This window comes from Shouchella oshimensis (genome assembly GCF_004375095.1).
GTDB classification, from domain to species: Bacteria; Bacillota; Bacilli; order Bacillales; family Bacillaceae_D; genus Shouchella; species Shouchella oshimensis.
This window is the reverse complement of sequence record NZ_SNUX01000001.1, coordinates 549,677-575,860: the sequence shown is the minus strand read 5'-3', so window position 1 is coordinate 575,860 and position 26,184 is coordinate 549,677. Positions and strand designations below refer to the sequence as shown.

33 protein-coding genes, 9 tRNA genes and 1 riboswitch are annotated in these 26,184 nt (G+C 39.4%); of the genes, 34 read left to right on the top strand and 8 right to left on the bottom strand.

Annotation, left to right across the window (positions count from 1 at the left end):
- The first annotated feature begins 8 nt into the window (after positions 1-8).
- From comGB to E2L03_RS02990, 10 genes are all read left to right on the top strand, one after another.
- Positions 9-1,025 carry a competence type IV pilus assembly protein ComGB gene (comGB, locus tag E2L03_RS03035; RefSeq protein ID WP_208394327.1) on the top strand — a complete coding sequence of 339 codons (1,017 nt, stop codon included), beginning with the start codon at positions 9-11 and terminating at the stop codon, positions 1,023-1,025.
- Positions 1,026-1,183: 158 nt separating this feature from the next.
- Positions 1,184-1,256, top strand: a tRNA-Ala gene (locus E2L03_RS03030).
- 8 nt (positions 1,257-1,264) lie between these two features.
- Positions 1,265-1,357: transfer RNA gene (locus tag E2L03_RS03025), tRNA-Ser, on the top strand.
- 51 nt (positions 1,358-1,408) lie between these two features.
- Positions 1,409-1,485: transfer RNA gene (locus E2L03_RS03020), tRNA-Met, on the top strand.
- Between the two features lie 4 nt (positions 1,486-1,489).
- Positions 1,490-1,564: transfer RNA gene (locus E2L03_RS03015), tRNA-Gln, on the top strand.
- A gap of 7 nt (positions 1,565-1,571) precedes the next feature.
- A tRNA-Gly gene (locus E2L03_RS03010) sits at positions 1,572-1,643 on the top strand.
- Between the two features lie 21 nt (positions 1,644-1,664).
- Positions 1,665-1,735 (top strand) — tRNA-Gly (locus E2L03_RS03005).
- Between the two features lie 21 nt (positions 1,736-1,756).
- Positions 1,757-1,830 (top strand) — tRNA-Ile (locus E2L03_RS03000).
- A 15-nt stretch (positions 1,831-1,845) separates the two neighbouring features.
- Positions 1,846-1,936, top strand: a tRNA-Ser gene (locus tag E2L03_RS02995).
- 7 nt (positions 1,937-1,943) lie between these two features.
- Positions 1,944-2,026 (top strand) — tRNA-Leu (locus tag E2L03_RS02990).
- A 23-nt stretch (positions 2,027-2,049) separates the two neighbouring features.
- Here E2L03_RS02990 and yidD read toward each other — a convergent pair.
- Entirely contained in the window at positions 2,050-2,292 is a 243-nt protein-coding gene (yidD, locus tag E2L03_RS02985) for a membrane protein insertion efficiency factor YidD (RefSeq protein WP_038481351.1), read from the bottom strand.
- 162 nt (positions 2,293-2,454) lie between these two features.
- Between yidD and comGC the strand changes: the two genes are divergently transcribed.
- The 7 genes from comGC (at position 2,455) to E2L03_RS02950 (ending at position 4,777) form a co-directional block, all read left to right on the top strand.
- A complete protein-coding gene (gene comGC / locus E2L03_RS02980) occupies positions 2,455-2,766 on the top strand; it encodes a competence type IV pilus major pilin ComGC (RefSeq protein ID WP_134258547.1) in 312 nt (103 codons plus the stop codon).
- Positions 2,753-3,178: a competence type IV pilus minor pilin ComGD gene (gene comGD, locus E2L03_RS02975; protein ID WP_160319288.1), complete on the top strand. Its 426-nt coding sequence runs from the start codon at positions 2,753-2,755 to the stop codon at positions 3,176-3,178. The genes comGC and comGD overlap by 14 nt, the downstream gene beginning before the upstream one ends.
- Positions 3,159-3,449, top strand: coding sequence for a hypothetical protein (locus E2L03_RS02970; protein WP_134258546.1), 291 nt, complete (start codon positions 3,159-3,161; stop codon positions 3,447-3,449). Before comGD ends, E2L03_RS02970 begins: the two co-directional genes overlap by 20 nt.
- Positions 3,430-3,891: a hypothetical protein gene (locus E2L03_RS02965; protein ID WP_055736345.1), complete on the top strand. Its 462-nt coding sequence runs from the start codon at positions 3,430-3,432 to the stop codon at positions 3,889-3,891. The genes E2L03_RS02970 and E2L03_RS02965 overlap by 20 nt, the downstream gene beginning before the upstream one ends.
- Complete coding sequence (locus E2L03_RS02960) at positions 3,869-4,231, top strand: hypothetical protein (RefSeq protein WP_038481336.1); 363 nt, start codon at positions 3,869-3,871, stop codon at positions 4,229-4,231. Before E2L03_RS02965 ends, E2L03_RS02960 begins: the two co-directional genes overlap by 23 nt.
- Before the next feature lie 45 nt (positions 4,232-4,276).
- Positions 4,277-4,462 (top strand): YqzE family protein, encoded by a 186-nt coding sequence (locus E2L03_RS02955; RefSeq protein ID WP_134258545.1) that lies wholly within the window; start codon positions 4,277-4,279, stop codon positions 4,460-4,462.
- A gap of 72 nt (positions 4,463-4,534) precedes the next feature.
- Positions 4,535-4,777, top strand: a complete 243-nt coding sequence (locus E2L03_RS02950) for a DUF2626 domain-containing protein (protein ID WP_038485837.1) — start codon at positions 4,535-4,537, stop codon at positions 4,775-4,777.
- A gap of 50 nt (positions 4,778-4,827) precedes the next feature.
- On the opposite strand, the gene E2L03_RS02945 is transcribed toward E2L03_RS02950, so the two are convergent.
- Entirely contained in the window at positions 4,828-5,460 is a 633-nt protein-coding gene (locus E2L03_RS02945; protein ID WP_038481330.1) for an MBL fold metallo-hydrolase, read from the bottom strand.
- Between the two features lie 125 nt (positions 5,461-5,585).
- Here E2L03_RS02945 and E2L03_RS02940 point away from each other — a divergent pair, with 125 nt between their 5' ends.
- The gene (locus tag E2L03_RS02940; protein ID WP_038481328.1) at positions 5,586-5,771 is read left to right on the top strand and encodes a DUF2759 family protein; all 186 of its coding nucleotides are present in this window, start codon (positions 5,586-5,588) and stop codon (positions 5,769-5,771) included.
- A 39-nt stretch (positions 5,772-5,810) separates the two neighbouring features.
- Here E2L03_RS02940 and E2L03_RS02935 read toward each other — a convergent pair whose 3' ends face one another.
- Positions 5,811-6,611: a YqhG family protein gene (locus E2L03_RS02935; protein ID WP_038481325.1), complete on the bottom strand. Its 801-nt coding sequence runs from the start codon at positions 6,609-6,611 to the stop codon at positions 5,811-5,813.
- Complete coding sequence (locus E2L03_RS02930; RefSeq protein WP_038481322.1) at positions 6,598-8,274, bottom strand: DEAD/DEAH box helicase; 1,677 nt, start codon at positions 8,272-8,274, stop codon at positions 6,598-6,600. Before E2L03_RS02930 ends, E2L03_RS02935 begins: the two co-directional genes overlap by 14 nt.
- Positions 8,275-8,432: 158 nt before the next feature.
- A riboswitch (glycine riboswitch) is annotated at positions 8,433-8,528 on the top strand.
- A gap of 156 nt (positions 8,529-8,684) precedes the next feature.
- Here E2L03_RS02930 and gcvT point away from each other — a divergent pair.
- From gcvT to gcvPB, 3 genes are read left to right on the top strand one after another with little or no spacing between them, the layout of a single operon-like run.
- On the top strand, positions 8,685-9,779 hold the full coding sequence (gcvT, locus tag E2L03_RS02925; RefSeq protein ID WP_134258544.1) for a glycine cleavage system aminomethyltransferase GcvT: 1,095 nt from the start codon (positions 8,685-8,687) through the stop codon (positions 9,777-9,779).
- Between the two features lie 20 nt (positions 9,780-9,799).
- The gene (gene gcvPA, locus E2L03_RS02920; RefSeq protein ID WP_276324709.1) at positions 9,800-11,146 is read left to right on the top strand and encodes an aminomethyl-transferring glycine dehydrogenase subunit GcvPA; all 1,347 of its coding nucleotides are present in this window, start codon (positions 9,800-9,802) and stop codon (positions 11,144-11,146) included.
- Positions 11,143-12,627, top strand: coding sequence for an aminomethyl-transferring glycine dehydrogenase subunit GcvPB (gene gcvPB, locus E2L03_RS02915; RefSeq protein ID WP_124742281.1), 1,485 nt, complete (start codon positions 11,143-11,145; stop codon positions 12,625-12,627). Before gcvPA ends, gcvPB begins: the two co-directional genes overlap by 4 nt.
- Before the next feature lie 46 nt (positions 12,628-12,673).
- Here gcvPB and E2L03_RS02910 read toward each other — a convergent pair whose 3' ends face one another.
- A complete protein-coding gene (locus tag E2L03_RS02910) occupies positions 12,674-13,060 on the bottom strand; it encodes a rhodanese-like domain-containing protein (RefSeq protein WP_035395727.1) in 387 nt (128 codons plus the stop codon).
- Between the two features lie 169 nt (positions 13,061-13,229).
- Here E2L03_RS02910 and E2L03_RS02905 point away from each other — a divergent pair, with 169 nt between their 5' ends.
- Complete coding sequence (locus E2L03_RS02905) at positions 13,230-14,009, top strand: octanoyltransferase LipM (RefSeq protein WP_134258720.1); 780 nt, start codon at positions 13,230-13,232, stop codon at positions 14,007-14,009.
- 78 nt (positions 14,010-14,087) lie between these two features.
- Complete coding sequence (helD, locus tag E2L03_RS02900; protein WP_134258543.1) at positions 14,088-16,391, top strand: RNA polymerase recycling motor HelD; 2,304 nt, start codon at positions 14,088-14,090, stop codon at positions 16,389-16,391.
- On the opposite strand, the gene dat is transcribed toward helD, so the two are convergent.
- A complete protein-coding gene (gene dat, locus E2L03_RS02895; RefSeq protein WP_367613681.1) occupies positions 16,388-17,317 on the bottom strand; it encodes a D-amino-acid transaminase in 930 nt (309 codons plus the stop codon). The genes helD and dat overlap by 4 nt on opposite strands.
- A 67-nt stretch (positions 17,318-17,384) precedes the next feature.
- Between dat and splB the strand changes: the two genes are divergently transcribed.
- The 3 genes from splB to E2L03_RS02880 all read left to right on the top strand — a co-directional run bounded on the left by splB (position 17,385) and on the right by E2L03_RS02880 (position 19,930).
- A complete protein-coding gene (gene splB / locus E2L03_RS02890; protein ID WP_038481307.1) occupies positions 17,385-18,410 on the top strand; it encodes a spore photoproduct lyase in 1,026 nt (341 codons plus the stop codon).
- Positions 18,411-18,488: 78 nt separating this feature from the next.
- The gene (gene mntR, locus E2L03_RS02885; protein WP_038481304.1) at positions 18,489-18,914 is read left to right on the top strand and encodes a transcriptional regulator MntR; all 426 of its coding nucleotides are present in this window, start codon (positions 18,489-18,491) and stop codon (positions 18,912-18,914) included.
- A 119-nt stretch (positions 18,915-19,033) separates the two neighbouring features.
- Positions 19,034-19,930, top strand: coding sequence for a patatin-like phospholipase family protein (locus E2L03_RS02880; RefSeq protein ID WP_055736350.1), 897 nt, complete (start codon positions 19,034-19,036; stop codon positions 19,928-19,930).
- Between the two features lie 18 nt (positions 19,931-19,948).
- On the opposite strand, the gene E2L03_RS02875 is transcribed toward E2L03_RS02880, so the two are convergent.
- Positions 19,949-20,332 (bottom strand): hypothetical protein, encoded by a 384-nt coding sequence (locus E2L03_RS02875; protein ID WP_038481298.1) that lies wholly within the window; start codon positions 20,330-20,332, stop codon positions 19,949-19,951.
- Between the two features lie 197 nt (positions 20,333-20,529).
- On the opposite strand from E2L03_RS02875, the gene E2L03_RS02870 reads away from it, so the two are divergent.
- The 3 genes from E2L03_RS02870 to efp all read left to right on the top strand — a co-directional run bounded on the left by E2L03_RS02870 (position 20,530) and on the right by efp (position 22,798).
- Complete coding sequence (locus E2L03_RS02870; RefSeq protein ID WP_134258542.1) at positions 20,530-21,039, top strand: YqhR family membrane protein; 510 nt, start codon at positions 20,530-20,532, stop codon at positions 21,037-21,039.
- A gap of 48 nt (positions 21,040-21,087) precedes the next feature.
- A complete protein-coding gene (locus tag E2L03_RS02865; RefSeq protein WP_134258541.1) occupies positions 21,088-22,152 on the top strand; it encodes a M24 family metallopeptidase in 1,065 nt (354 codons plus the stop codon).
- Between the two features lie 88 nt (positions 22,153-22,240).
- Positions 22,241-22,798, top strand: a complete 558-nt coding sequence (gene efp / locus E2L03_RS02860; protein WP_035395740.1) for an elongation factor P — start codon at positions 22,241-22,243, stop codon at positions 22,796-22,798.
- 49 nt (positions 22,799-22,847) lie between these two features.
- Here the strand turns inward: efp and E2L03_RS02855 are convergent, their stop codons facing one another.
- A complete protein-coding gene (locus tag E2L03_RS02855; protein WP_236702398.1) occupies positions 22,848-23,375 on the bottom strand; it encodes a shikimate kinase in 528 nt (175 codons plus the stop codon).
- A gap of 175 nt (positions 23,376-23,550) precedes the next feature.
- Between E2L03_RS02855 and E2L03_RS02850 the strand changes: the two genes are divergently transcribed.
- The 5 genes from E2L03_RS02850 to spoIIIAD all read left to right on the top strand — a co-directional run bounded on the left by E2L03_RS02850 (position 23,551) and on the right by spoIIIAD (position 26,171).
- On the top strand, positions 23,551-23,997 hold the full coding sequence (locus tag E2L03_RS02850; RefSeq protein ID WP_055736353.1) for a hypothetical protein: 447 nt from the start codon (positions 23,551-23,553) through the stop codon (positions 23,995-23,997).
- A gap of 121 nt (positions 23,998-24,118) precedes the next feature.
- Entirely contained in the window at positions 24,119-25,021 is a 903-nt protein-coding gene (spoIIIAA, locus tag E2L03_RS02845; RefSeq protein ID WP_038481287.1) for a stage III sporulation protein AA, read from the top strand.
- Entirely contained in the window at positions 25,018-25,530 is a 513-nt protein-coding gene (spoIIIAB, locus tag E2L03_RS02840; protein ID WP_038481284.1) for a stage III sporulation protein SpoIIIAB, read from the top strand. Before spoIIIAA ends, spoIIIAB begins: the two co-directional genes overlap by 4 nt.
- A 26-nt stretch (positions 25,531-25,556) precedes the next feature.
- Positions 25,557-25,763: a stage III sporulation protein AC gene (gene spoIIIAC, locus E2L03_RS02835; RefSeq protein ID WP_038481281.1), complete on the top strand. Its 207-nt coding sequence runs from the start codon at positions 25,557-25,559 to the stop codon at positions 25,761-25,763.
- A gap of 18 nt (positions 25,764-25,781) precedes the next feature.
- Positions 25,782-26,171, top strand: a complete 390-nt coding sequence (gene spoIIIAD / locus E2L03_RS02830) for a stage III sporulation protein AD (protein ID WP_038481278.1) — start codon at positions 25,782-25,784, stop codon at positions 26,169-26,171.
- Positions 26,172-26,184 lie beyond the last annotated feature (13 nt).

The window sequence follows — 26,184 nt, the reverse complement described above, 5'->3', positions numbered from 1 at the left end:
GTAAACGTATGACAAAATTAATGAAAATCTCCTTTATTAAGAAATTAGGAGAACTATTGCAATGTGGATATAGTACCGAACAGGCTCTAACTTTTTTATCTGTTCAGTCAACAACAGAAACACAACGCATCATTCAACTCATAGAGCAAAAGTTAACAAATGGAGAACCTCTTTCTTCAAGCTTAAACGATATGGACCTTCCTATTGATGTTCAATCGTATATTTTCTTTTATGAAGAGCAGGGGAAGGTTGCAGAAGGGTTAATAGAAGCAAGTAAGCTTTATCAAAAACGGTTAAAAACGAGTCTACAACTTCAGAAATTAATACGTTATCCCCTCATTTTACTATTTGGAGCTATCGTCGCCCTCGTTTTATTAAATCTCTATATTGTCCCTCATTTTCAGTCACTGTTTTTAACGATGAATCAAACAATTCCACCATTTATTAATTATTTCTTTGCTTTCTTATCAAACCTTCCAATTTTTTTAGCTGGCCTCCTTATTTTTACCATGATGGTGTACGCTGTTGTTAGAAGACATCTGCAAAATAAAACGCCACATGAAAAAGTACGTTTGTTATTAAAATGGAAGCCAACTAACGCAATGCTCAAACAAATCATTACATTTTACTTCTCATTGCAACTAGGAAAACTGTTACAAACTGGGATGTCAATTCATGAAGCCATTTTTATTTTTGAGAAACAATCATACATGCCTTTTTTCAAAGATGAAGCGAATCAAATGAATCATTATTTAAAGGAAGGCTATAGCCTTTCCGCTTATTTAGAAACACAGCCATATTATTTGCACGAACTACGCATTATCGTTGAGAATGGAAGTCGAACAGGTACATTAGCGTCTGATTTGCAATTTTTTAGTAATTGGATACTTGAAGAACTTGACCAAAAAATAGAAAGAGGATTGCAGGCTATACAGCCGCTATTATTTCTTTTTATCGGTAGTTTTATATTCTTTTTATTTTTAATTATCATGCTGCCAATGTATGAAATGTTTAATCTCATGTAGGAGAAACTTGCATGAGGTTTCTTTAATAGGTAAAATAAAGAGACGAAAGAGTTTCCAAAAAAATTTTTTAATAAAGTCTTGTGCTCATCATTTTAATATGCTATATTATTAAATGTCGCTAAGGTAATTGCGTACGACTTACATAAGATTAACTTTATGGGGCCTTAGCTCAGCTGGGAGAGCGCCTGCTTTGCACGCAGGAGGTCAGCGGTTCGATCCCGCTAGGCTCCACTTTATACGGAGGAATACCCAAGTCCGGCTGAAGGGATCGGTCTTGAAAACCGACAGGGGTGTTAAAGCCCGCGGGGGTTCGAATCCCTCTTCCTCCGCCATATTTAGTTTATTCCTTTCTGAATAAGCATTGTCCAAATGCATGATAACGACGCGGGGTGGAGCAGTCTGGTAGCTCGTCGGGCTCATAACCCGAAGGTCGGTGGTTCAAATCCGCCCCCCGCAACCAATTTTGGGCTATAGCCAAGCGGTAAGGCAACGGATTTTGATTCCGTCATTCCCTGGTTCGATCCCAGGTAGCCCAGCCATTTATATGCGGAAGTAGTTCAGTGGTAGAACACCACCTTGCCAAGGTGGGGGTCGCGAGTTCGAATCTCGTCTTCCGCTCTTTTATAATAATATTACCATGCGGGTGTAGTTTAGTGGTAAAACCTCAGCCTTCCAAGCTGATGATGTGAGTTCGATTCTCATCACCCGCTTTTTTATTTTGTGAACAAAAGGGGCCTGTAGCTCAGCTGGTTAGAGCGCACGCCTGATAAGCGTGAGGTCGGTGGTTCGAGTCCACTCAGGCCCATCCCTTATAGATTACGGAGAAGTACCCAAGTGGCTGAAGGGGCGCCCCTGCTAAGGGTGTAGGTCGTGTAAGCGGCGCGAGGGTTCAAATCCCTCCTTCTCCGCCATTAATGCGCGGGTGTGGCGGAATTGGCAGACGCGCTAGACTTAGGATCTAGTGTCTTTATGACGTGGGGGTTCAAGTCCCTTCACCCGCATATAAGAAAAAAGACAACGACAGCTAACTGTCGTTGTCTTTTTTCTTGATTTTAGGAACCGGTACTTCATCAAATCCACCTGGATGAAAAGGATGGCATTTTAATAACCGTTTAATGGTTAAGTAGCTTCCTTTGATTGCACCATGTTGTTCAATAGCAGTTAACCCATATTGAGAACAGGTAGGATAAAATCGACATCTAGGTGGCAGTGCAACAGAGATATAGTTGCGATAAAATCGAATTAAACGTAATAAAATAAATTTCACATAGAAAATCCTCTCGTACAAGCTCCCTTTTAGTATAACAAATTCCTGAATAAAAAAAGTTGAAAATTTAGCAGGAGTATGGAAGTTTTTGTCTAATTAAGTTCATAAGTTTAAAAGAAAGGAGGAAAAGGATTCATACGTACACGAATGATGAGGTGATCTATGAAAAAAGCAATGAAGAAAGACGAAGGATTTACATTAATTGAAATGCTTGTTGTCTTAATGATTATTTCTGTATTGCTACTTATCGCACTTCCGAATATGAGTAAGAACACAGATATGGCTGGTGGAAAAAGCTGTGATGCCACGAAGAAGCTCGTCCAAACTCAAGTTGGTGCATATGAAGTGGAGCATGGAAACCTTCCTGCTTCTCTAGATGTGTTAGTAGCTGAAAAGTATGTTGATCACATTACCTGTGCATCTGGCAAAAAACTAGTTTTAAATGGAAGACAAGTTGTTATTGAAAACGAATGAAGGTTTCACGCTCATCGAATTACTTTTTACACTCCTTTTACTTTCACTATTTCTATCCCTTCCTATATTCTATTTCCAATCACAAGACAAGACGATCCAAAAACAAACCATTGAACAATTTAAGCATGATCTAGTGTATGCACAACATGTAGCAATGACAGAAGGGAAAGTGGCAACTGTACGTTTTGAAGACAATACCCTCATTTTATTTGTCGATCAAAAAGAAAAGCGTCGTGTTGTCTATCCAACTAATGTAGAAATTGAACCTGTGACGATCAAGCTAGAGGATGTCTCTTTTTTGGCGAATGGACATCCGCGTAAGTCAGGCTCTTGGGATGTACGTACGGAACATTTTCACGTACGATTTACAGTCCAAATCGGAAAGGGGCATATTGTTTATCGGCAACAATGAAGGATTTATCTTGATGGATGCTATTGCTGCACTCCTGCTCGTAAGTATAATGGGTCTTACGCTGTTGCCAACTTGTTTATGGATAATGGAGAAGCGGCAAGCTGTTGTCGAGGAATTAACGCTCCTATACGAGCTAGAAGAGAAACGCTTACAATTACCGCATACAGAAGGTTGGCTCCCAACTGAAGATAAGGCCATTGTAGAGAGGTGTGCAAAAGGCTATGTAAAAAAACAAGAATGGCTATGTGTCTATGCGTTGGCACAACCATGAAGGATTTACGTACGTTGAACAGTTAATTGGTTTAAGTATCGTTAGCTTTATCATTTTGCTATTCACCAACCTTTTTCTGCTCATCCAGACGGATGTTCACTATAGCAATGGTGATGTGATTCGCTTTTTAAATCATATTAATCAAGACGTTAAAGAAGCGGACATGATAAGGTGGCAGAATCAAGCATTAGAAATCATTATTGATGGTGCAGTCATTTCGTATGAGTTAAGGATGGAGTCAAGAATACAGCGCTTTAAAGATAAAAAAGGTTTAGTGATCTTATTAGACGATGTAGCCACTTTTCATTGCGCACCGCCGTTATCTGATCACCAGTTTTATGGGCAGCTACATTGTTCCATTACACTTGAAACGGGTCAACAGTTTGAAAGGCTGTTTGTTTCGACGAAAGAGTGGGTGCATGCTTATCAAACATTCAGATGAGGGGATGGTCTTTTTGCCAACCCTCTTTTTTCTGCTTCTGCTAACACTTTATCTTTTATGGCAAGTGGACTATTATCACCGTGAACAAGCTTATTTACACAACCAAAAAAATCTTATGCACCTTGAAAATTTACTGCACATCGGCGTTCAAAAAGCGGTGACGAACCATGAACATGATTTTTTTATACGACTTCCAATTGGAGATGTTTTAGGAGAGCGCTTAGAAGACAGTGAAGGTACGTATAAGCTCAAAGCAACGCTTCGTAATGGGAAAGAACGAGTCGCTACCTTTACAGTAAGTCCATCAGGTGAGATGCTTCATTATAAAGAAGGGGACTAGCATACGATTAAAGGATCTTGGGAAGACTAAAGGGGAGGTGAGAATATGTCTTTCCAAGATTTATTAAAATTTGCAACCCAGGAAGCCGTAAAAAAAATCGATCAACCGAAATCGGAGCGTACGGAAAAACGTGAGCAAAAGAAGAAGGAACGAGATCCTCTTTCTCATTGGGCATTTGGCATGGCCCCATTTGCACTTTCAGTCTTGAAAAGGCAGCTTAAACGGAAGTAAGCATTTACAAAAAATCATATTCTCGTATATAATGGGTAGGACAGCCGTTTAAGAAGAGGAGGGGTAGACATGATGGATCGCATGTATCGAGGCCTAGGTTTTTGGACAGGAATTTTTGCAGTTTTATTTTACATTGGCAATATGTATAATATGTCTCTCCTGTTTTTTGCGCAAACATTTATTTTAATTGCGCTTGGCTACCTAAAGCTGTCTGAACGTGTATATGTGTATATTTTTGCAGGCTATTGTACGGTGTTTTTTGTAGGTTTTACATACTACGCTCTTTTTATCAATGTACCGAGCTTTGGGCACTAATATATACATACAGTAAACCGCCGCTTAACGTGAGTAAGCAGCGGTTTCTTTTAATACCCTGTGAGAAACGGGTTGTGATCCATTTCTTGACCGATTGTCGTAAGAGGGCCATGCCCAGATGCAACAATTGTTCGTTCGGGTAAAGGTAGTATCTTATTATGAATGCTTGCTAATAATAAAGTGTGGTCGCCTCCACGAAGATCTGTACGACCGATACTTTGCTGGAATAAAACATCACCTGAAAATAAAACGGCTTCTTTTTGATAATAATAGGAGACACTTCCAGGTGAGTGTCCAGGTGTGTGGAAAACAGAAAACGTAAAGGTGCCTATTGTTAATGACTTCTCGTTTGTAAGTAAATGATCTGCAGGCTTCGCAGTTGTTATTGGCCGTCCTGTCAGGCGTGAGGAACCATTTAGGGCAGGGTCCTCTAACCAATGGCGTTCTTTCGTATGTAAGTATACAGGTATGGAAAAGGTGTCTCGAACCGCATCTACCGCACCAATGTGGTCAAAGTGTGCATGTGTGAGTAAGATCGCAAGTGGCGTAAGCTGTTCACGTTTCAACCAAGTTATAAGTGCTTCAGCATCCCCGCCTGGGTCGAAGATGACGGCTTCTTTATCGTCGTTATACAGTACGTAAGCATTCGTTTGAATGGGACCTAATGGGATTTGTTTAAACATATGAAACCTCCTTTACTTATGAAGTAAAGTGTATCATAGCACTCCTTATTAGGAAAAGAAGAGCCCTCGACAAACGCTATGAAAACGAGTACAATAAAATCAAATACATACTGGAGGAAAAGCACATGGTTTTTGCAGGTTTAGCATTATTAGTAGCAATTTTTTCTTTTGCAGGTGCCATCGTTAGTTTAAAGCGAAAAAACTTTTTTGCGGTAGGCTTTAGTGGAGTATCTGTACTTGTTTTTGGTTTCTTTTCAATCGCAACAATCTATGCCTATATTGTTCGTGGTGGAGGAGTTCCATTAGAATAGGGTGAAAATAAAAACCAAGCTGCATAAGTAGCTTGGTTTTTAATGTTGGAACAGTTGTTGATGGAGGTAAAAAATGCCTCCATTTACAATCGAAATGTTAATATGAGGCTCATACCGCTCCCGTAATGCTTCTTTTTCAGCAAAGTAACTGTCTGGCTTATCTTCTATGCCTTCATAAAAGGATTCCAATAAGGCTTCGTCATAAGTCCAACGCTTCTTAGCCGCTAATGCCCACTCCGTTGGTTCGTTTTCAATATACGTTTTCATCACTTTTTGAAGTCGCGTGATGCCAGACTCTACCTTAATAAGGGGAGAAAGAGTAAAGCAATAATCAGGAATTTTAGGCGTTAAAGTAAGCTGCTGCACCTTTTCAAAAAATTGAGGAACGATTTGTCCGTGAATTAAATTTAGACCGAGTGACAGAAGAATGTCCTTTTTTCGATCACACTGAAACGACAGCTTAGCATTGATGGAAAGCCAAGGGTGCAGAGGGTGCGAGCCTGCTGTAACGTTTGACTTCGTTTCGTACATGCGTATAAAAGAACCGAGCTCATTAGCCGAATCAAAAATCTGAGATAAACGGGGGGAACCGAAATGAATAACTTCTCCTTGAAGGTCTTCTGGACAACGATTTTGATCTGTAATGAGCGTGATTGTCATCGGATTCGGTTCAGAACCGATTTTCTCTTGGTAATGCCAATAAAAAGGACGGTTCATTAGAGCTTTATCGAGTTTAATGGATAGTTTAACCGTTAAATGAGCCGGGGATTCTTCCACTAGCGTACTATCATGTGTAAGAAAATAGCGCTTCAAATAGCTGTGAATATCAAGCTGATTCATGGTCCTCTTTCTCCTCGTTTTCTGACTTTAATTCTTCTTGAGCTTCGTTAATCACGGCAGCGAGGTGATCGAATTTGATTTTCATTTCACCGTCTGAGGAAGAGTGTTCAATAATATTATTGACATGTTCATCTAAATTCGGTAGTTCAATCTTGGCAAGAATATCATCTAGTTGACCGATAACAGATTCAAATAAATGAATTTTATCGTATAACAAGTCTAATATTTTCTGTTCAACAGTATCTTGAACAGCGAAATTATAAATTTGTACATCATGTTGCTGCCCTAAGCGATGCAAGCGTCCAATTCGTTGTTCAATACGCATCGGATTCCATGGAAGGTCATAGTTAATAATGTGGTGACAAAATTGCAAGTTAATCCCTTCCCCACCTGCTTCAGTTGCAATTAATACTTGAGCATGGTTTTTAAAGAGCTCACGCATCCAATCTTTTTTTCCACGTTTAAATCCCCCTCGAAATGGTACAGATGTAATGTGATGTTGTTTAAAAAACCATTGCAAATAGAGTTGTGTTGCACGATACTCTGTAAAAATGATGACTTTATCCTTTATTGTTTTAATTAGCTCTAACGCTTTTTCTGCTTTCGCATGGCCCTCAATTGTAGCCGCTTCGTTTAGAAGGTTGACTGCATAACTAGGGTCATTTCCATTTTCTTGGGCTTTTTCAATCGTATTTTTTAACGTCATAAACACCGCTTCTCGACTTGAGCACAATTCTCGCTTTAAGGTTAGTAAAGTAAAGTGATTCAGTGCCCCTTTACTTTGTTCTAGTTTTTCATAGAACTGGCGTTCACTCGCACTAAAATCAATAGGGATTGTTTGAACAACGCGCTTTGTCCATTCAATACCTGTATCCTCGCGTCTGTTACGTACCATTACTTTTTGAACAAGGGAACGCAGTTGTTCATCATTTTTAGCTGACCGTTTATCAGAGCGAAAGGCTTTATCAAAACTTTCAATGTTCCCTAGATGTCCAGGCTTAAGCAAGGAAACTAAATTAAAGATTTCCTCAAGCTTGTTTTGAACAGGAGTCGCTGTTAAAAGCAAACAGTACTTCTTTTTTAGCAATCGGATAAATTCATAGTTTTTTGTTTTAGGATTTTTTAATTTATGTGCTTCATCAATAATGACCATGTCATATGGTTGATCTAAGACAATGTCACGGTGGGGTGCCCGTTTAGCTGTATCAATGGAGGCAACAACTACATCGCATTGTTCCCACACATATGCTTTTTTTTGTGGAATAGCTGGAATAAAGAACTTTGAATTAAGCTCATTTGCCCACTGAGAAACAAGGGAAGCAGGTACTAAAATAAGGGCTTTCTTCACTAGACCACGGATCATGTATTCCTTTAAAACAAGGCCTGCTTCAATAGTCTTACCTAATCCTACTTCGTCAGCAAGAATGGCTTTTCCATGCATCTCTTCAATAACGGTTTCTGCCGCTTCAATTTGGTGTTGATAAGGCTCAAGCTGCGGGAGGTATCGTGGTGCCACAAGTCCGCTAAATTCTGGTATTTGTAAATGTTGCTGCGCTTCAAAAGCAAGTTTATAGGTTTCAAAGTCTGACCAAGGACCATCTTGATCGATCTTCTCTAAAAACCGAACATTCCAGTCTTTATCGAAATTAATGTTAATATCCAACGGGTTCACATCCTTTATATTAAGAAAAAATATGCTGAATTTGCGAAAAATCTGTTGCTTATTTATTTGTCCGTTGGTAGGATTAAAAGTGTTAACAGACTCTTTTTAGTATGGACGAATTCCAGCTTTTTAAACGATAAGCGAATTGAATAAAGCGGATGATAGTAAAGGGAGAGACTATGTGATTCATAAGCATAGCGCCGAAGGAGCAAACATATGTGAATCTCTCAGGCAAAAAAGACTTTTACTGGACGCATCTCTGGAGAGCGCTTGATGAGCAAGCCACCTACGAAGACAATTCAGACTAAGAACCATCTGAATGAAACTTTCTGGTTCAAAGGACAGAGCAAACACCGTTGTGTTTGCTTTGTCCTTTTTTTATCGGTCAAGAACTTAGAGGAGGGGTACATATGACGTTACAACGAACACCTTTATTTGAAGAATATCAAAATCTTGCAAAAACAGTTGATTTTGGTGGTTGGGAAATGCCCGTTTCGTTTAGTGGAATTAAAGCAGAGCACTTTGCGGTTCGCGGGTCAGCTGGACTATTTGATGTATCACACATGGGTGAATTAGAAGTAGAGGGACCAGATGCGCTAAGTAATTTACAAAGACTTTTGACAAATGATCTTTCAAAGATGGAAGATGGTCAGGCCCAGTACCATGCAATGTGCACAGAAAGCGGGGGGACGGTAGATGATTTAATCGTTTATCGTCGCTCGGAGGATGCGTATGTACTTGTTCTGAATGCTGCTAATATTGAGTCGGATATTGCTTGGATTCAAGAGCACATTCAAGGGGATGTAAGCTTGAACAACGTGTCGAAAGAAACGGCGCTACTCGCTGTTCAAGGGCCTAAAGCGGTGAACATTTTACAAACACTCACAGAAACGACGATTACGAACATCAAACCATTTCGTTTCCGAGAAGGTGTATCCCTTGGAGGGGTACCGACCTTTCTTTCAAGAACAGGCTATACAGGAGAAGACGGTTTTGAACTGTATGTTTCTCACACTGATGCACCTGGGCTTTGGAACAAGATTTTAAAAGCAGGAGAACCGTTCGGTCTGCTTCCGTGTGGATTAGGGGCAAGAGATACTTTACGATTTGAAGCGAAATTGGCACTATACGGTCAAGAACTGAATCGTGAAATTTCCCCAATTGAAGCTGGCATCGGTTTTGCAGTTAAAGTAGATAAAGCGACTCCGTTTATCGGTCAAAAGGCATTAAAAGCGCAAAAAACGGAAGGCCCAACTCGGAAACTAGTTGGAATTGAAATGATTGGAAGAGGTATACCTAGACATGGTTATGAGGTCTATAAAGAGGATAAGAAGATCGGGGTTGTAACGTCTGGAACACAATCACCGACTTTAGGAAAAAATGTTGGACTCGTCTTACTAGATGCCGACTTTTCCGCATTAGATACTGAAGTAACCGTTCATATTCGTGGTAAAAACATTCTAGCTAAAGTAGTGAAAACGCCATTTTATAAACGCAGTGTTTAAGATAAAGGGAGGAATTTTGAGTGGAAGTACATCGTTATCTACCAATGACTGAAGAAGATAAACAAGATATGCTACAAGCAATTGGTGTTCAATCAATTGAAGAATTGTTATCAGACATACCTGGGGATACACGTTTTAATCGAACATTAGCAATTGAACGAGCATTAAAAGAGCCAGAGTTGCTATCATTTTTTCAGCAACTGGCTAAAGAGAATACATCCATTAAAGAATTTCCTTCGTACTTAGGTGCAGGTGTTTATGAACATTATATTCCTTCAATTGTTGATCATGTGATTTCTCGATCAGAATTTTACACAGCGTATACGCCTTATCAACCAGAAATTTCGCAAGGTGAACTACAAGCAATTTTTGAATTTCAAACGATGATTTGTGAGCTAACAGGTATGGATTTAGCCAATTCATCTATGTATGATGGGCCAACCGCTTTAGCAGAAGCGGCGATGTTATCAGCAGGGCATACAAAAAAGAAAACGATTCTTGTATCAAAATCGGTTCACCCAGAAGCAAGAGACGTACTACGAACAAACGCGTATGGACAAAACTTAGAAGTGAAAGAAATTGAAACAAAAGACGGTGTAACGGATGTAGAAGCGTTAAAACAGCTTCATGATCATGATGTTGCTTGTGTCATTGTTCAACACCCGAATTTCTTTGGAAGCTTAGAGCCGCTAGCCGCTATTGAGGAAATCACTCATTCAACAAAAGCCCAATTTGTTGTTTCAAGTAACCCTCTTGCCCTTGGTTTATTAAGACCTCCTGGTGAATTCGGGGCAGATATTGTCATTGGAGATGCCCAACCATTTGGTATTCCGACTCAATTTGGTGGTCCGCATTGTGGTTATTTTGCTACAACAAAAAAATTAATGCGTAAAGTGCCAGGACGTCTAGTTGGTCAAACGGTTGATGAAAACGGCCATCGAGGCTTTGTGTTAACGTTGCAAGCCCGTGAACAGCACATTCGTCGTGATAAAGCAACGTCAAATATTTGTTCGAATCAAGCATTAAATGCGTTAGCTGCCTCTGTAGCAATGACGGCTATTGGGAAAAAAGGCGTAAAAGAAATGGCCACACAAAATGTACAAAAAACAAACTATTTAAAGAAACAGCTCCAGCAACAAGGAGTCACTATTCAAGCGTATGGAGCAACATTCAATGAATTTGTCGTTGAACTGAATCAATCAGTTGAACTCGTTAACAAAGCGCTTTTTAAAAAAGGAATTATTGGTGGATTTAATTTAGCAGAAGTTGATGAAAGCCGTGAAAACCAAATGCTCATTTGTGTGACAGAGTTACGTTCAAAAGAAGAGTTGGATCACTTTGCAAAAGAACTGGGGGCGTTCGCATGACAGTACAAAACGGAGGAATGGCGCTAATCTTTGAAGAAAGCAAAGAAGGGCGACTCGGACATAGTTTACCAGAACTCGATATTATAGAAGAAGACATAAGTTCCCTTATTCCTGAAGAGTTTTTGCGTGAGCGGGAGCCAGAGTTACCTCAAGTATCTGAATTACAAATTATGAGGCACTATACTGCTTTATCAAGACGAAACCATGGTGTAGATTCAGGTTTCTACCCACTAGGCTCATGCACCATGAAATACAATCCAAAAGTGAACGAAGATGTAGCGAGAATATCAGGACTAAGCAACGTACACCCTTACCAGCCTGCGTATCAAGTCCAAGGTTCTCTTAAGATGTTGTATCAGCTACAAACATCACTTGCAGAAATTACAGGTATGGATGAAGTCACCCTTCAACCAGCAGCTGGTGCTCATGGTGAGTGGACAGGACTCATGATGATTCGTGCATATCATGAAGCAAATGGAGACTTTAAGCGGACGAAAGTGATTGTACCTGACTCTGCTCACGGTACAAATCCGGCATCAGCAACAGTAGCAGGATTTGATTCGGTAACAGTTCGAACAAATGAGATTGGTCTTGTTGATTTAGATCATTTACGTGAAGTTGTCAATGAAGAAACGGCAGCGTTAATGCTTACAAACCCAAATACACTTGGATTGTTTGAAGCTGATATCGTTGAAATGGCTTCCATTATTCATGAAGCGGGTGGGAAGCTTTATTATGATGGTGCTAATTCAAATGCGATTTTAGGCATTACTCGTCCAGGGGATATGGGTTTTGACGTTGTTCACTTAAATTTGCATAAAACATTTACTGGTCCTCATGGAGGCGGCGGACCAGGTTCAGGCCCTGTTGGTGTAAAGAAAGACTTGTTGCCATTTTTACCAAAACCAGTTTTAGTGAAAAAAGCAGATCAATATGAATTCGATTACCAACGTCCACAGTCTATTGGCCGTGTGAAGCCTTACTATGGAAACTACGGCATTAATTTACGTGCATATACGTATATTCGCACAATGGGGGCAGAAGGATTAAGACTCGTATCTGAATACGCAGTATTAAACGCGAACTATATGATGAGACGATTGGCACCTTATTACGATTTACCATATACACAGCACTGTAAACATGAGTTTGTGCTCTCTGGAAGACGTCAAAAGAAGCTGGGTGTTCGTACGCTTGATATAGCGAAACGATTGCTTGATTTTGGCTACCATCCTCCAACTATTTACTTCCCGTTAAATGTTGAAGAGTGTATGATGATTGAGCCGACAGAGACAGAGTCAAAAGAAACTCTTGATGCATTTATAGACGCCATGATTCAAATTGCAGTGGAAGCTGAAAAAACACCAGAAGTGGTTCAAGAAGCGCCACACCATACAGTAGTGAGCCGACTAGATGAAACGTTGGCAGCGAGAAAACCGATTTTAAAATATGAACGTCATGGAGAAACGGTGCATTCGTAGTAAGAAATGAAGAAAAAGCAGCTGTGCATAACAGCTGCTTTTCGCTTTATTTTTTCTTTTTTACTTTACCTGTCCACTTTCGAAAGCCGCCTTTTAGATGAGATATATCTTCGGCTCCACGTTTCTTTTTAATCAGTTTTGCTGCTTGTTTGCTTCGTGCACCTGATTGACAGTAAATATATACCGGTTGATCTTTGCGAATTTCATTTTGACGCTGACGAAGCTGAGACATTGGAATATTTCGTGCGCCTAAGATATGACCTCCGTCAAATTCACGTGTCTCACGAACATCTATAAGTTGCGCTTTTCGGTAGCCTTTAATAAACTCATCTTGAGATAGTGTTTTTAAATAGTTTGGTGTACGTAACCGAACAACGATAAATGTAAGTAATGCAACTGTAAGCACAATAAGAATAATCGTCTGTAATTCCATAATTCTAGCGAACTCCCCTTCAATGTTTCATCTGTCTTTATTATATCGATAGGACGTAGGTTTTTCAATCGTAAGTATGCAAAACGAATTCAACAACAAGAAGGAAGCGATTTAGTTGACTGAAATTTGGAGATTCATTTATTCCGGAAACAAAGCACCCTCATACAATATGGCGTTAGATGAAGCGTTATTAAATTGGCATAGTAATGGTACCATTCCTCCAACCATTCGTTTCTATGGTTGGAATCCAGCGACTTTATCTGTTGGCTACTTTCAACAGGTAGAAAAAGAAATTAACCTGGAAAAAGTAAAAGAAAACAAGTTAGGATTTGTACGTCGTCCGACTGGAGGAAGAGGCGTTCTTCACGAACATGAATTAACGTATAGTGTTATTGTCTCAGAGCATCATCCTGCTATGCCTGCATCTGTAACAGAAGCGTACCGTGTTATTTCTACCGGTTTACTTGAGGGATTTAAAGAGTTGGGTCTCTCTGCTTACTTTTCTGTTCCTGAAAGTAAGCAAGAAAAAGACGCGTTAAAAAAACCTCGTTCTTCTGTTTGTTTTGATGCACCCTCTTGGTATGAACTTGTTGTAGAAGGTAGAAAAATTGCAGGAAGCGCACAAACGAGACAAAAAGGGGTCATTTTACAGCATGGCTCAATCGTATTCGATTTTGACGTCGACAAGCTGTTCGATTTGTTTCATTATCGCTCGGAGCGATTGCGAGAACGAATGCAGCAGCAGTTCTTAAAGAAAGCTGTAGCCATTAATGAGTTAAGGGAAAAACCTGTTTCTATGCAAGAAGCCGTTCATGCATTTAAAAATGGATTTGAAAAAGGGCTAGACATAATCCTTGAACCTTATACGTTAACAGCGAAGGAAGAAAAGGAAGTCCAACAGCTTGCAAAAGAACGATATGAAAGCGATGAGTGGAACTATAGGAGATGAAAACCTTGATGTGGAAAAATCGTTTGTGCTACTATAAACGATACGGTTAAATGGAGTTCGCTGGAGGGACGTGTTTTTTTGCATTATGAATATGAACGTGCGGCATTTATTCATGCCTTTATTCGTACAAAACAAACGCTATTAAAGCAACAGCTTGAAGGTGTGCACGAAGATGAAAAAGAAATAAAAGAAACCTTTTGGGATAACGTAACAATGAATTTTTCCAATACGGAGGATGCAGAAGAAACCATTTCGAGTATCCGTCAGCAAGCAGAGCTTTTACATGAGCGAGAGCGTAGTAGCGATGTCATGAAAAAGCAAATGAAAACGCTACGTAGACTCGCTAATGCTCCTTATTTTGGACGAATTGATTTAAAGGAGGAGGGACAGAAGCAAGAGGAGCCTATCTATATAGGGTTAGCTTCATTAATGGATGAAGCGGAAGAAGAGTTTCTGATCTATGACTGGCGAGCCCCCATCTCAAGCGTGTATTATGACGCAGAAATTGGGCCGATTTCCTACAATGCGCCTGAAGGTGAAATAGAGGCTGAATTAGTTGGGAAGCGTCAATATGTGTTTCGCAGGGGGCAGTTAAAGGCAATGTTTGATACCTCTCTAGCGATTGGAGATGAACGACTCAAAGAAGCGCTAAGTGATCAGGCATCCACTTCCATGAAAACCATTGTATCTACGATTCAAAAAGAACAAAATAAAGCGATTCGAAATGAAAGAAATCGCTTTTTAATTGTGCAAGGAGTAGCGGGTAGTGGGAAAACGTCTGTTGCTATGCAGCGAGCAGCTTATTTATTGTTTCGACACCGAGAGCAGTTGGATGCGCAACAATTGATATTGTTTTCTCCAAATGAGTTGTTTTCAAACTATGTTTCAACTGTGCTTCCTGAACTAGGTGAAGAGAACATGACTCAGCAAACGTTAAAAGGCTATTTATACAAACGGTTAGGGAAAAAATTTGATGTGGAGAACCACTTTGAACAGTTGGAGTATATGCTTTCAAATGAACAAACGGAACGCTATCGTACACGGAAGCGTAGTATTGAGTTGAAATCGAGCCCTTTGTTTAAACATTGTCTAGACGATTATTTAGCTGAACTTGAAATCGACGGTGTTTTGTTTAAAGACCTACGCTTTAAAGGCAGTACGATTGTGAAAAAAACAGATATTCAAACGTATTTTTACTGCTTAGACCATTCTATTACACTTCAAAACCGCTTAAAGCTTACGGCTGAATGGTTGTTAAAGGAGCTTGCTAAGCAAGAAGGAAAAGAACGATCAAGTGATTGGGTGGAACAAGAACGAGAGCTTGCCGATAATGAGACTTTAATGCAGACGTACCATCAAGTAGACGGAAAGCAATTAAATAGTGATACGTTTGATCTTGAGGAGCAACAAGAGAAGCTGCTAGCAAAGCGGATTACTAAAGCAGCCTTTAAGCCATTACAGCGATTAGTGCGGTCGTTTTCGTTTTTAGATATTGATGGAATGTATCAACAATTTCTTCTATCAAGCCGCCATGGGAAGGTTGAGGGGTTTTCGCAAGTAGCTTTGTTCACCGTTCACGAGTTAAGCAAGGGACGAATGCCATATGAGGACGCCACCCCTTATTTATACTTGTTAGACCAATTAAAAGGCTTGCAAGTAGATCGATCAATTAAACATGTATTTATTGATGAAGCGCAAGATTATTCGTCATTTCAATTAATGTATTTGCAAATGTTATATCCTCGTGCCCGTTTTACAATTGTTGGTGACTATTCCCAATCCTTAAATCATCAGACCGGTACCGCCGCGGAATTATTAGCTGGAGTAGGTCTGCCTAAAGAATCAACGTACATCGAATTTAAAAAAAGTTATCGATCAACAAAGCCAATTATGTCGTTTAGCCGTGAGCTTTTGCCTGAACCGAAGAAAGTGGAGCCGTTCGACCGAGACGGAAAACAGCCGACCATCATCGAGGCAGCCAATCAAGTTACGGTGATTAAACCAATGGTAGAGTTTATTGAGGCGTATCAAGACGAAGGGTATCAAACGATTGCTATCTTAACAAAAACAGCTGAAGAAGCGAAAAAAGCCCATGCAACGTTAAGTGAATGGCTAACGATTCAGCTTGTGACAGAGGATCATCACGAATATGATACGGGAATTGTTGTGTTACCAATTTATTTAGCAAAAGGAATAGAATTTGATTCAGTCCTTGTTTTTAATGCGTCGGACCAGCGATTTCATACGGAGCAAGAACGATTTCATTTATACACAGCATGTACACGAGCGATGCATGAGCTTGCACTGTTCACTGTTGGAGCGCCTTCCCGTTTTTTGCAGAAAATTCACGAGTCTGCCTACACCAAACAAACGCTATCCTAAACGGATGCGTTTGTTTTCTTTTGTACACGTTCTTTGAATGCTTGCTGAAGTTTTTTCGTTACCGTTCCCACAGACATCGTTGCTTCAATATCGCCTTTAAACGTATGGACAGGCACGATTTCAAGTGAAGTGCTTGAAATAAACGCTTCATCTGCGTGAAGGAGGACTTCTTTAGGGAATGGTTCTTCAATAACCCCAATGCCGAGTTCTTTTGCAATCGTTAAAATCTCTTGTCGTGTAATGCCATTTAAAATAAGATTGTTAGCTGGATGGGTATATATAGTCTCATTATTAATTAAAAATAAATTGGATGATGATCCCTCTGTTACACCCGATTCACGATAAAGAATAGCTTCCTCACAATCATGATCAAATGCTTTTCGTTTAGCCATAACATTTCCAAGTAAATTCAAAGACTTAATATCACATCGAAGCCAGCGTACATCCTCTGTTACATAAGCAGCAACACCTTCTTCTTGCTTAGTTTCCACACTTTTTCCTTTTACCTCAAAGCCAAGTATGACCGGCTTTTCTTCTTTCGTATACAAATGATTGCGGTCACTAGCGCCTCGGGTAATTTGCACATAAATCGAGCCGTTTTCCGTTTTTACTGTTTCTTTATAATCGTGTAGCAGCGTTTTGAACCCTTCAAACGAATGAGGAATCTCTAATTCGATCTTTTTTGCACTTTCGTATAGTCGAGTTAGATGTTCATCAAGAGTGAAGTAGTGGCCATTATAAACGCGAATGACTTCATAGACGCCATCCCCAAAATGATAGCCGCGATCTTTATAAGAAATTGCCACGTCATTTTCATCAAGAATTGAATCGTTATAGAGAACGTATGTCATTAAGATGCCCTCGCTTTTTATCGTATTTTCCTTATTATTTTCCGTAATCCTTAACAATTTGTCAATAACGTTCAAAAAGCTTTGTATGAAATCTTTATTTTTAAGCACGATAGTAGTATCAAAGAAGGAAAGGAAGTTGAGCGTGAGACCCTTTTATCCTCAGCTAGTATATATTGAGCCACGTGCTCTTGACTATCCGTTAGGAAAACAGCTATATGAAAAGTTTAAAAATGAGGGAGTTGAAATTAGAGAAACCACCTCTCACAATCAAGTGCGGAACATTCCAGGTAAAAATGATAATCAAAAATACCGAAACGCGAAATCAACACTCGTTATTGGTGTTCGTAAAACGTTAAAATTTGATACATCGAAGCCATCAGCGGAATATGCGATTCCTTTAGCAACTGGCTGTATGGGACACTGTCATTACTGTTATTTACAGACAACTCTTGGGGATAAGCCATACATTCGCACATATGTAAACCTTGAAGATATATATGAATCCGCCGATCGATATATTAAAGAACGAGCGCCTGAAGCAACTCGGTTTGAAGCGGCTTGTACATCGGATATTGTTGGGATCGATCATTTAACCCATTCTCTAAAGAAGACGATTGAATTTATGGGTGAGCGCGATCACGCTCGTTTACGGTTTGTTACAAAATATCATCATGTCGACCATTTACTTGACGCCAAGCATAATGGAAATACTCGATTTCGTTTTAGCGTTAATGCGGCACATGTCATTAAATACTTCGAGCCGGGAACGTCTTCTTTCCTAGAACGTATTGAAGCAGCTGGAAAAGTAGCGAAAGCTGACTACCCATTAGGGTTTATCGTTGCGCCAATTATTTGGCATGAAGGATGGGAAGAAGGTTATCTTGAATTGTTTGAGCGACTAGAAGCGATTTTACCTGCTTATGCAAAAAAAGATTTAACGTTCGAAATGATCCAGCATCGATTTACAAAAACAGCCAAGCGTATTATTCAGAAACGCTACCCAAAATCAAAGCTTGAAATGGAAGAGGAAGAGCGTAAATACAAGTGGGGACGCTACGGTAGAGGGAAGTATGTTTACCAAGATGAGCAAGCTGGAGAGCTGCGCAATACGCTAACCGACTACATTGATCGCTTTTTCCCACAAGCAAAAATTGAATACTTCACGTAATCTCCTTGGTTCTTCCTCCCATTTTATAGTAAGATAAGATTGAATGGATTTATGTCCGCTTTGGATTGGGGGGATTCTATGCCAACACCGAGCATGGAAGATTATTTAGAACGTATTTATATGTTGATTGAAGAAAAAGGCTATGCCCGTGTATCTGATATTGCAGAAGCACTTGAAGTCCACCCTTCTTCGGTAACGAAAATGGTACAAAAGCTAGACAAAAGCGACTATCTTGTTTATGAACGATATAGAGGTTTGATACTAACAGCAAAAGGTAATAAAATCGGAAAGCGGTTAGTATACCGACATGAATTGCTAGAAGATTTTATGAAAATAATTGGTGTGAATGAAGATCATATTTATCAAGATGTTGAAGGGATTGAACATCATATTAGCTGGGATGCCATTGATCGAATCGGTGATTTAGTTCAATACTTTCAAGAAAAGGAAAGTAGACTGGAGACATTAAGGGATATTCAGAAGCGAAACGATCAAGCTGATTAATACGGTTTTTAAATAGATGCAAGGGGTAACAAGACCCATGCATCTTTTTTGTTTTTTCGTTGATAAGAAATGAGTCAACCCCTTTTGTTCATACAGTTAAAGTAAGAGGGGGGATCGTATTGAAGGTCGATGCTGTCTTTGCTGGTGGTGGGGTAAAAGCTTTTTCCTTCGTTGGCGCCATTGAGGAAGCGGAAAGAAGAGGACTCTTGTTTGAGCGTATAGCTGGTACAAGTGCTGGTTCAATTGTTGCGGCTTTTTTAATGGCAGGTTTTTCTAGTAAAGATATTTTTACAATGTTAAATTCATTAGATGTAGCAACATTCCGAGATGAGCGATTTCGGTTAATACCATTCAAACTTACAAAATGGGTAAACCTTTATTTCCGGATGGGTCTCTATAAAGGGGATAAATTAGAAGAGTGGATTAGAGAACGCTTAGAACAAAAAGGAGTCAGAACGTTTAATGACCTTGCCCCAAGTTCATTACGAATCGTTGTGTCAGATGTGACGAGAGGTCAAATGGTTGTCATTCCAGATGATTTACCAAAGTACGGTTTAGACCCTAACCGGTTTAGTGTGGCAACAGCCGTACGAATGAGTTGTAGTATTCCTTATTTTTTTGAACCAGTTAAATTAAAAAATCAAGCCGTAGGGAACAAGCCGTCCTATATTGTAGATGGTGGTTTATTAAGTAATTTTCCGATATGGATCTTTAAAGATGGTGTTCGAGGTGGTTATAGAAGACCAGTTATTGGCTTTCAATTAGCTCCTAAAGAAGGGGAACGACCTGTTAATCAAGTGCACAATGCTTTTGATTTGTATAAAGCGATTTTTGAAACAATGACCCATGCGCATGATGCACGTCACATAAGTCAGGATCATGCACGTAATATTGTATTTATACCGGTAGAACACATTAAAGCAACAGATTTTGATTTAACTGATGACGAAAAACAGAAGATGATTTTATTAGGGAAGGAGAAAACGGCACAATTTTTAACTAGCTGGAGCGGATAAAAAAAGAAAAAAGCATCCTTATGCTTTTTTCTTTTTTTTCGTATTCTTTCCTTCGATAACTGTTAAATGAGGAGAAGATCGACGCTTTGGAACCTTTTTTAATTGCTTCTGATTTAATTCTCTTTGTTTAACAGAAGGAGAGAATGGTTTTTTTGTTTGAGGTTTTACGGTGCTTGTTCGCTGTGCTTTTCGTATTTGTGATCGGTTCGGTCCTTTTGATGTACGACCTTTAAAAGGAACGCCATAGCGTTTAGATAAGTAGAATCGGTAACCTAGATAAATGATACCAGCAAAAAGAGCCATACCCCCAATGGCGCTTAAAAAGTAAGGAATGTTTGAAAGAATTTGAATAAAAGCCAGTAAACAAATAATCGGCACTAAAATCATAAAGAGTTTCTTCATAACAATCCCCTTCCTAAATGGACATGAACAATCGATCACGTTCTTCTATATCTAGTATAAAGTGAATGACACAACGCAATCAAGTGCATGATGAATTTCTATTTCGACAGTTTTTTTAAAAATTAGAAGAGATCCTGTTAAAAAAAGTCATGTTTTTGGTTTTTTTAGGACACCCTACTAGTGGAGGTGTGGATTGTATGAATAAAATAGATCACGAAATCATTGATACGAAACAAATGGGCTTTCCAGTGAAGGTTATCCTTATTGGTTTTTTTGGCGGTTTAATATGGTCGTTCATAGGCTATAGTAGCTACTATTTTCATTTAACAGAAGTAGGACCGTCTTTTGTCTTGTTACCGTGGGCTTTAGGAGACTGGAAATTAGGACACACTGGTCAACTCGTTGGCATTGCTGTTATTGCCATTCTCTCGATTGGCATTGCCTTTTTCTACAAGTGGACGTTACAAAAATTGAACAGTATGTGGCCTGGTGTAGGATTTGGTATGTTGCTTTGGGTCATTGTATTTTATATACTTAACCCGTTTATTGTTGATCTTAAACCTGTTCAAAGCTATTCGTTGAATACGATCGTGACAACGCTCTGCCTCTTTATTTTGTATGGATTATTCATTGGCTATTCGATTTCTTATGAGTACGCTGAACAAAATGAACCGATGTCAAAGGAAGATTCATTTAAAGCTGAATGAAGTTGTGCTACAATTCTCTTATTAACCATTTAGAAATGAGGGAATCGCATGACTATTATTCAGTCCTTGCAAAAAAAATTACGGAACCATGACCTGGATGGGTTTTTAATCATGAGTCCGATTAATCGTCGTTATGTTACTGGATTTACAGGTACAGCAGGTGCGGTGCTATTCACTGAATCAGATGCACAATTCATCACTGATTTTCGATATGTGGAACAAGCGGAAGAACAAGTGCACGGCTTTCAAATTGTAAAACAAGCTGGCTCGCTCATGAACGAAATTGCCGATCAAGTTCGTTCTTTAGGCATCAAAAAATTAGGATTTGAAAAAACAAAACTTACATATGCAGAATACGAACAATTGGAGCAAACGTTAACAGGAACAACTCTTGTTGCAATAAATCAAATGGTAGAGCCCCTCCGCCTTATTAAAACACCTGAAGAGATTCAAACGATGAAAAAAGCAGCTGATATTGCTGAAAAAGCGTACGCGCATATTCAAACATTTATTAAACCAGGTGTTAAAGAAATAGACGTTTCGAACGAACTCGAGTTTTTTATGCGCAAACAAGGTGCTGTCTCGTCATCTTTTGATATTATTGTCGCTTCAGGTGTACGATCTGCTTTACCACATGGTGTTGCCTCTGAAAAAACGATTGAGAGTGGCGAACTGGTTACGTTGGATTTTGGCGCTTATTATGAAGGATACTGTTCTGATATTACACGTACCCTCGCCGTTGGTACGATATCCGATGAGTTGAAAACCATTTACGAAACGGTTCGTGTGGCACAGCAACTTGGGATTGATGGCATCAAACCAGGAATGACTGGCAAAGAAGCTGATGCGCTCACTCGTGATTATATTAAGGAAAAAGGCTATGGAGACTATTTCGGGCATTCTACAGGACATGGTTTAGGAATGGAAGTGCATGAAGCGCCTGGTTTATCAATGGCATCAGATGTGACATTAAAGCCAGGTATGGTCGTTACGGTAGAACCTGGAATTTATATTCCTGGCGTTGGTGGTACACGAATTGAAGATGATATTTTAATTACAGAAACAGGAAATGAACGGTTGAATTATTCCTCAAAAGAACTGATTATCCTATAAAAAAGGAATCTGAAAAGGCGAAGACACACTCGTGAAGCTGTGGTATAGTAACTAGTGGGAATAAGAGTGTATAAATGGAGGACATAGAATGATATCAGTTAATGATTTTAAAACGGGTTTAACGATTGAAGTAGATAATGGCATCTGGCAAGTAATGGAGTTTCAACACGTAAAACCAGGTAAAGGAGCTGCGTTTGTACGTTCGAAATTACGTAACTTACGTACTGGTGCTGTTCAAGAACGAACGTTTCGCGCAGGAGAAAAAGTAGCGAAAGCGCACATTGAAAATCGTCGTATGCAGTACTTGTATGAAAGTGGCGACATGCATACGTTTATGGATAATGAAACGTATGAGCAATTAGAGCTTCCGACGAAACAAATTGAGCATGAACTGAAGTTCTTAAAAGAAAATATGGAAGTGCATGTGATTACATTTGCAAGTGAAACTCTAGGCGTGGAAGTGCCTAACACTGTGACGTTAGAAGTGACTGAAACAGAACCGGGAATTAAAGGTGATACAGCTTCAGGTGGAACAAAGCCTGCTACAGTGGAAACGGGCCTAACCGTTCAAGTACCTTTCTTTGTAAACCAAGGAGATAAACTGATTATCGATACGAGAAACTCTTCTTACGTATCTAGAGCGTAGTAGGGTTGAAAAAGAAAAGCCATCGCAATCGTCATGATTGCGGCGGCTTTTACTTTTCTAACTCATATGCAGTAATTAATGACTCTTTTAAATAGCTTGCAATTTCATCAGCTGTTAATGAATCTGTTGTCATTTGTGAATGGTTTAACGCATAGGCTTGTTGTCTTGATGTGTAAAGCTCTTCTAATTCTTCTACTGACTTTCCTTTTAAAATGGGGCGATTACCAGTGAGCATATGAATACGCTCTTTCCAAGAATCAAAACGAATATCTAAAAAGATAACTAGGCAATGTTGTAAACAGTAGTCGCGAATGGCTTTTTGTGTAAAGGCACCGCCGCCTAGGGAAATGACTTTCATTCTTGATGCACTAGCTTGAAGTACGTGTTCTTTTTCAATTTCTCGAAAAAAGGGCTCTCCGTGCTTCCGAAACAAATTGGGGATAGACATACCTTGTGCATGTTCAATTTCTGCATCAATATCAATGAAATCACGATAAAGCTTTTGAGCAAGTAAGCGTCCAACCGTTGTTTTTCCTACACCCATAAATCCAACGAGGACGATATTTCTTTCAATCAAAGGCAAATTTTTCACTAATCAACACTCACTTTTATACATTATGTCTCAGTATAGCAAGAAATAAAGAGTAGTGCTGAACAAATTATTTGAAAACAATGTTGCAATCTCTGTTTGAATGGCGTACACTAGTAGTATCTTAATTCCGATTAAATTAATAAGAATAAGGGGTGTTTAAATGAAGGTAGCCATTATTAACGGTCAATCTAAAAAAGCAGATGGTTTAACAGCTTATTTACAAATGACCTATCCCTTTATCAGTGTTTATTCTCTTGAAACGATGTCTGTTCATGATCTTAATCAAAACAATGGGACGCATTTAGTGTTTATCATTCCCGCTAAAAAGTCCCCTTATTTACATTTGAAACGCCTGTTTCGTGGGCTAAAGAGCGATCATCAACCTTCAATTACGCTTATTACAACAGAAGGAACAGACGCTCACCATTCGATCATTCAAATGTTCGTAAGAGATCATGTTCGCTACTGTACCCATATTCAGCTTCCTGAACACCTCGTTCACCTAAGAGGTGACGGTCAAGTTATTCAGCAGCGTAAATTACTCAAGCGTTTGCTTCCACTTCAGCAAATGCTGTATACAGAGCTAGATGAAAAAACGGTTTCCTAATGTAGGAGATCGTTTTTTTGTTGTGTAGTTGGTTCTGAACTTGTCTACTTTTACATAACGTAATACAAAACGTGCTAAGCGTTCTATGTCTAGAAAATCCAAGTAAGAGAGGTAGAAGCAAATGCAGCCAATTCTGAACTTGCTGCCTCAACACGTGGAGGCTTATGTAACAAAAGCGATAAAAACAAACAAAAGTATAGAAGAGATTCGCTTACGTATTAACCAGCCAGTTGAATGCTTGTTTTCCAATATCACCTTATTTTCCCCCACTTCTTTCACAGAAGATGATGCAAGCATGTTCCTTAATCAACTTAGTTCTTACTCTTTATACGCATTTGAAGAGGAACTTCAAAAAGGCTATATCACAATTGAAGGTGGGCATCGAGTAGGGTTAGCTGGAAAAACGATTTTAGAGAATGGAAAAGTCAAAACGATTCGTCCCATTCGATCATTTAATATTCGAGTTGCGAAACAAAAGATAGGTGTTTCAAATAAGCTTGTTTCCGAGCTTTATGACGGAAAAAATGGCTGGCGCAATACATTAATTATTGGCGCACCGCAAACAGGAAAAACTACATTGTTACGTGATCTGGCGAGAAACGTGAGTACAGGAACACCATCCATTCCAGCGAGTAAAGTAGCAGTTGTTGATGAACGATCCGAAATAGCTGGTTGCATGAACGGTACGCCCCAACATGACTTAGGTACTCGAACAGATGTATTAGATGGATGCCCCAAAGCAGAAGGCATGATGATGATGATTCGCTCGATGTCTCCTCAAGTGATGATCGTCGATGAAATCGGAAGAGAAGAAGATGCTCAAGCCATTCTTGAAGCGAGACATGCTGGTGTTGTGATTATGGCAACTGCTCATGGATTTTCATTTGAAGAGATAGCGAAACGACCAATCTTTAAACAACTACTGAAAGAACAAGCATTTGATCGAGTTATTGAAGTTGGCAGAACACCCTATCCAGGCGTTATTAGCAAAATACGCATTCCTACATTGGTAGAACCACGATGAGATGGCTAGGGGCGCTTCTAATTATCTGCTGTACGACTTTGTACGGCTTTTATCAGGCACGGCTTCTTCAAGAGCGTCCGCAACACATTCGACAGTTGCGGTCTGCGCTGCAATCTCTTGAAGCAGAGATTGTATATGGACAAACACCTTTGGCAAAGGCATCCATTAATATTTCCAAACAGCTAAATGGACCTGTTGCCGCGTTATTTAAATCCTTTTCACTAAGGTTAACCGAACGGAAAGCCACTGCTAATAAAGCATGGGAAGCGGCCATTGAGGATACTTGGAAATCTCTTTCTTTGAAAGAAAAAGAGAAGGAAGTCTTACTACAATTTGGTGCGACCATCGGGACAATGGATAGAAATCATCAGCAAAAGCAGTTGAAATTAACGCAAACTCACTTAGAAAGAGATGAAGAAGAAGCAAGAGTCATTCAAGCAAGGTATGAAAAAATGTACAAAACATTAGGGGTGTTAGCAGGTTTATTCATTGTCATTTTAATGATGTAGGGCAAGGGAAAAGGAGGAACGGTAACGTGGCCTATGATGTAAATACCATTTTTCAAATAGCAGGAATCGGCATTATTGTAGCGATGCTGCATACAGTACTTAAACAAATGGGGAAAGAAGACTGGGCCCATTGGGTGACATTAATTGGATTTGTGGTTGTTCTTTATATGGTGGCAACGATTGTAGATGATTTATTTCAAAAAATAAGAAGTGTTTTCTTATTCCAAGCTTAGAAGTGGAGGGGATCGGCGATTGAAATTGTGCAAATTGTTGGTTTAGGTCTTATCGCCACGTTCTTAGCTTTAATTGTGAAAGAGCAAAAGCCAATTTTTGCTTTTTTGCTAACGTTGTTTGTTGGCTCTCTCATTTTCTTATTTTTACTCGATGAAATAGCTAGTGTCATTCAGTTAATTAACGATTTGGCTGTACAAGCGAATATCCACACAGTCTATTTACAAACGATTTTAAAAATAATTGGGATCGCCTATATTGCAGAATTTGGTGCTCAAATTTCTAGGGACGCTGGTCAAGCAGCTATAGCGAGTAAAATTGAATTAGCAGGGAAAATTTTTATTCTTGTCCTTGCGATTCCAATCATTAAAGCGGTGATTGAAATGATACTCGCTCTACTCCCATCGTAAGGAGGACAAGCAT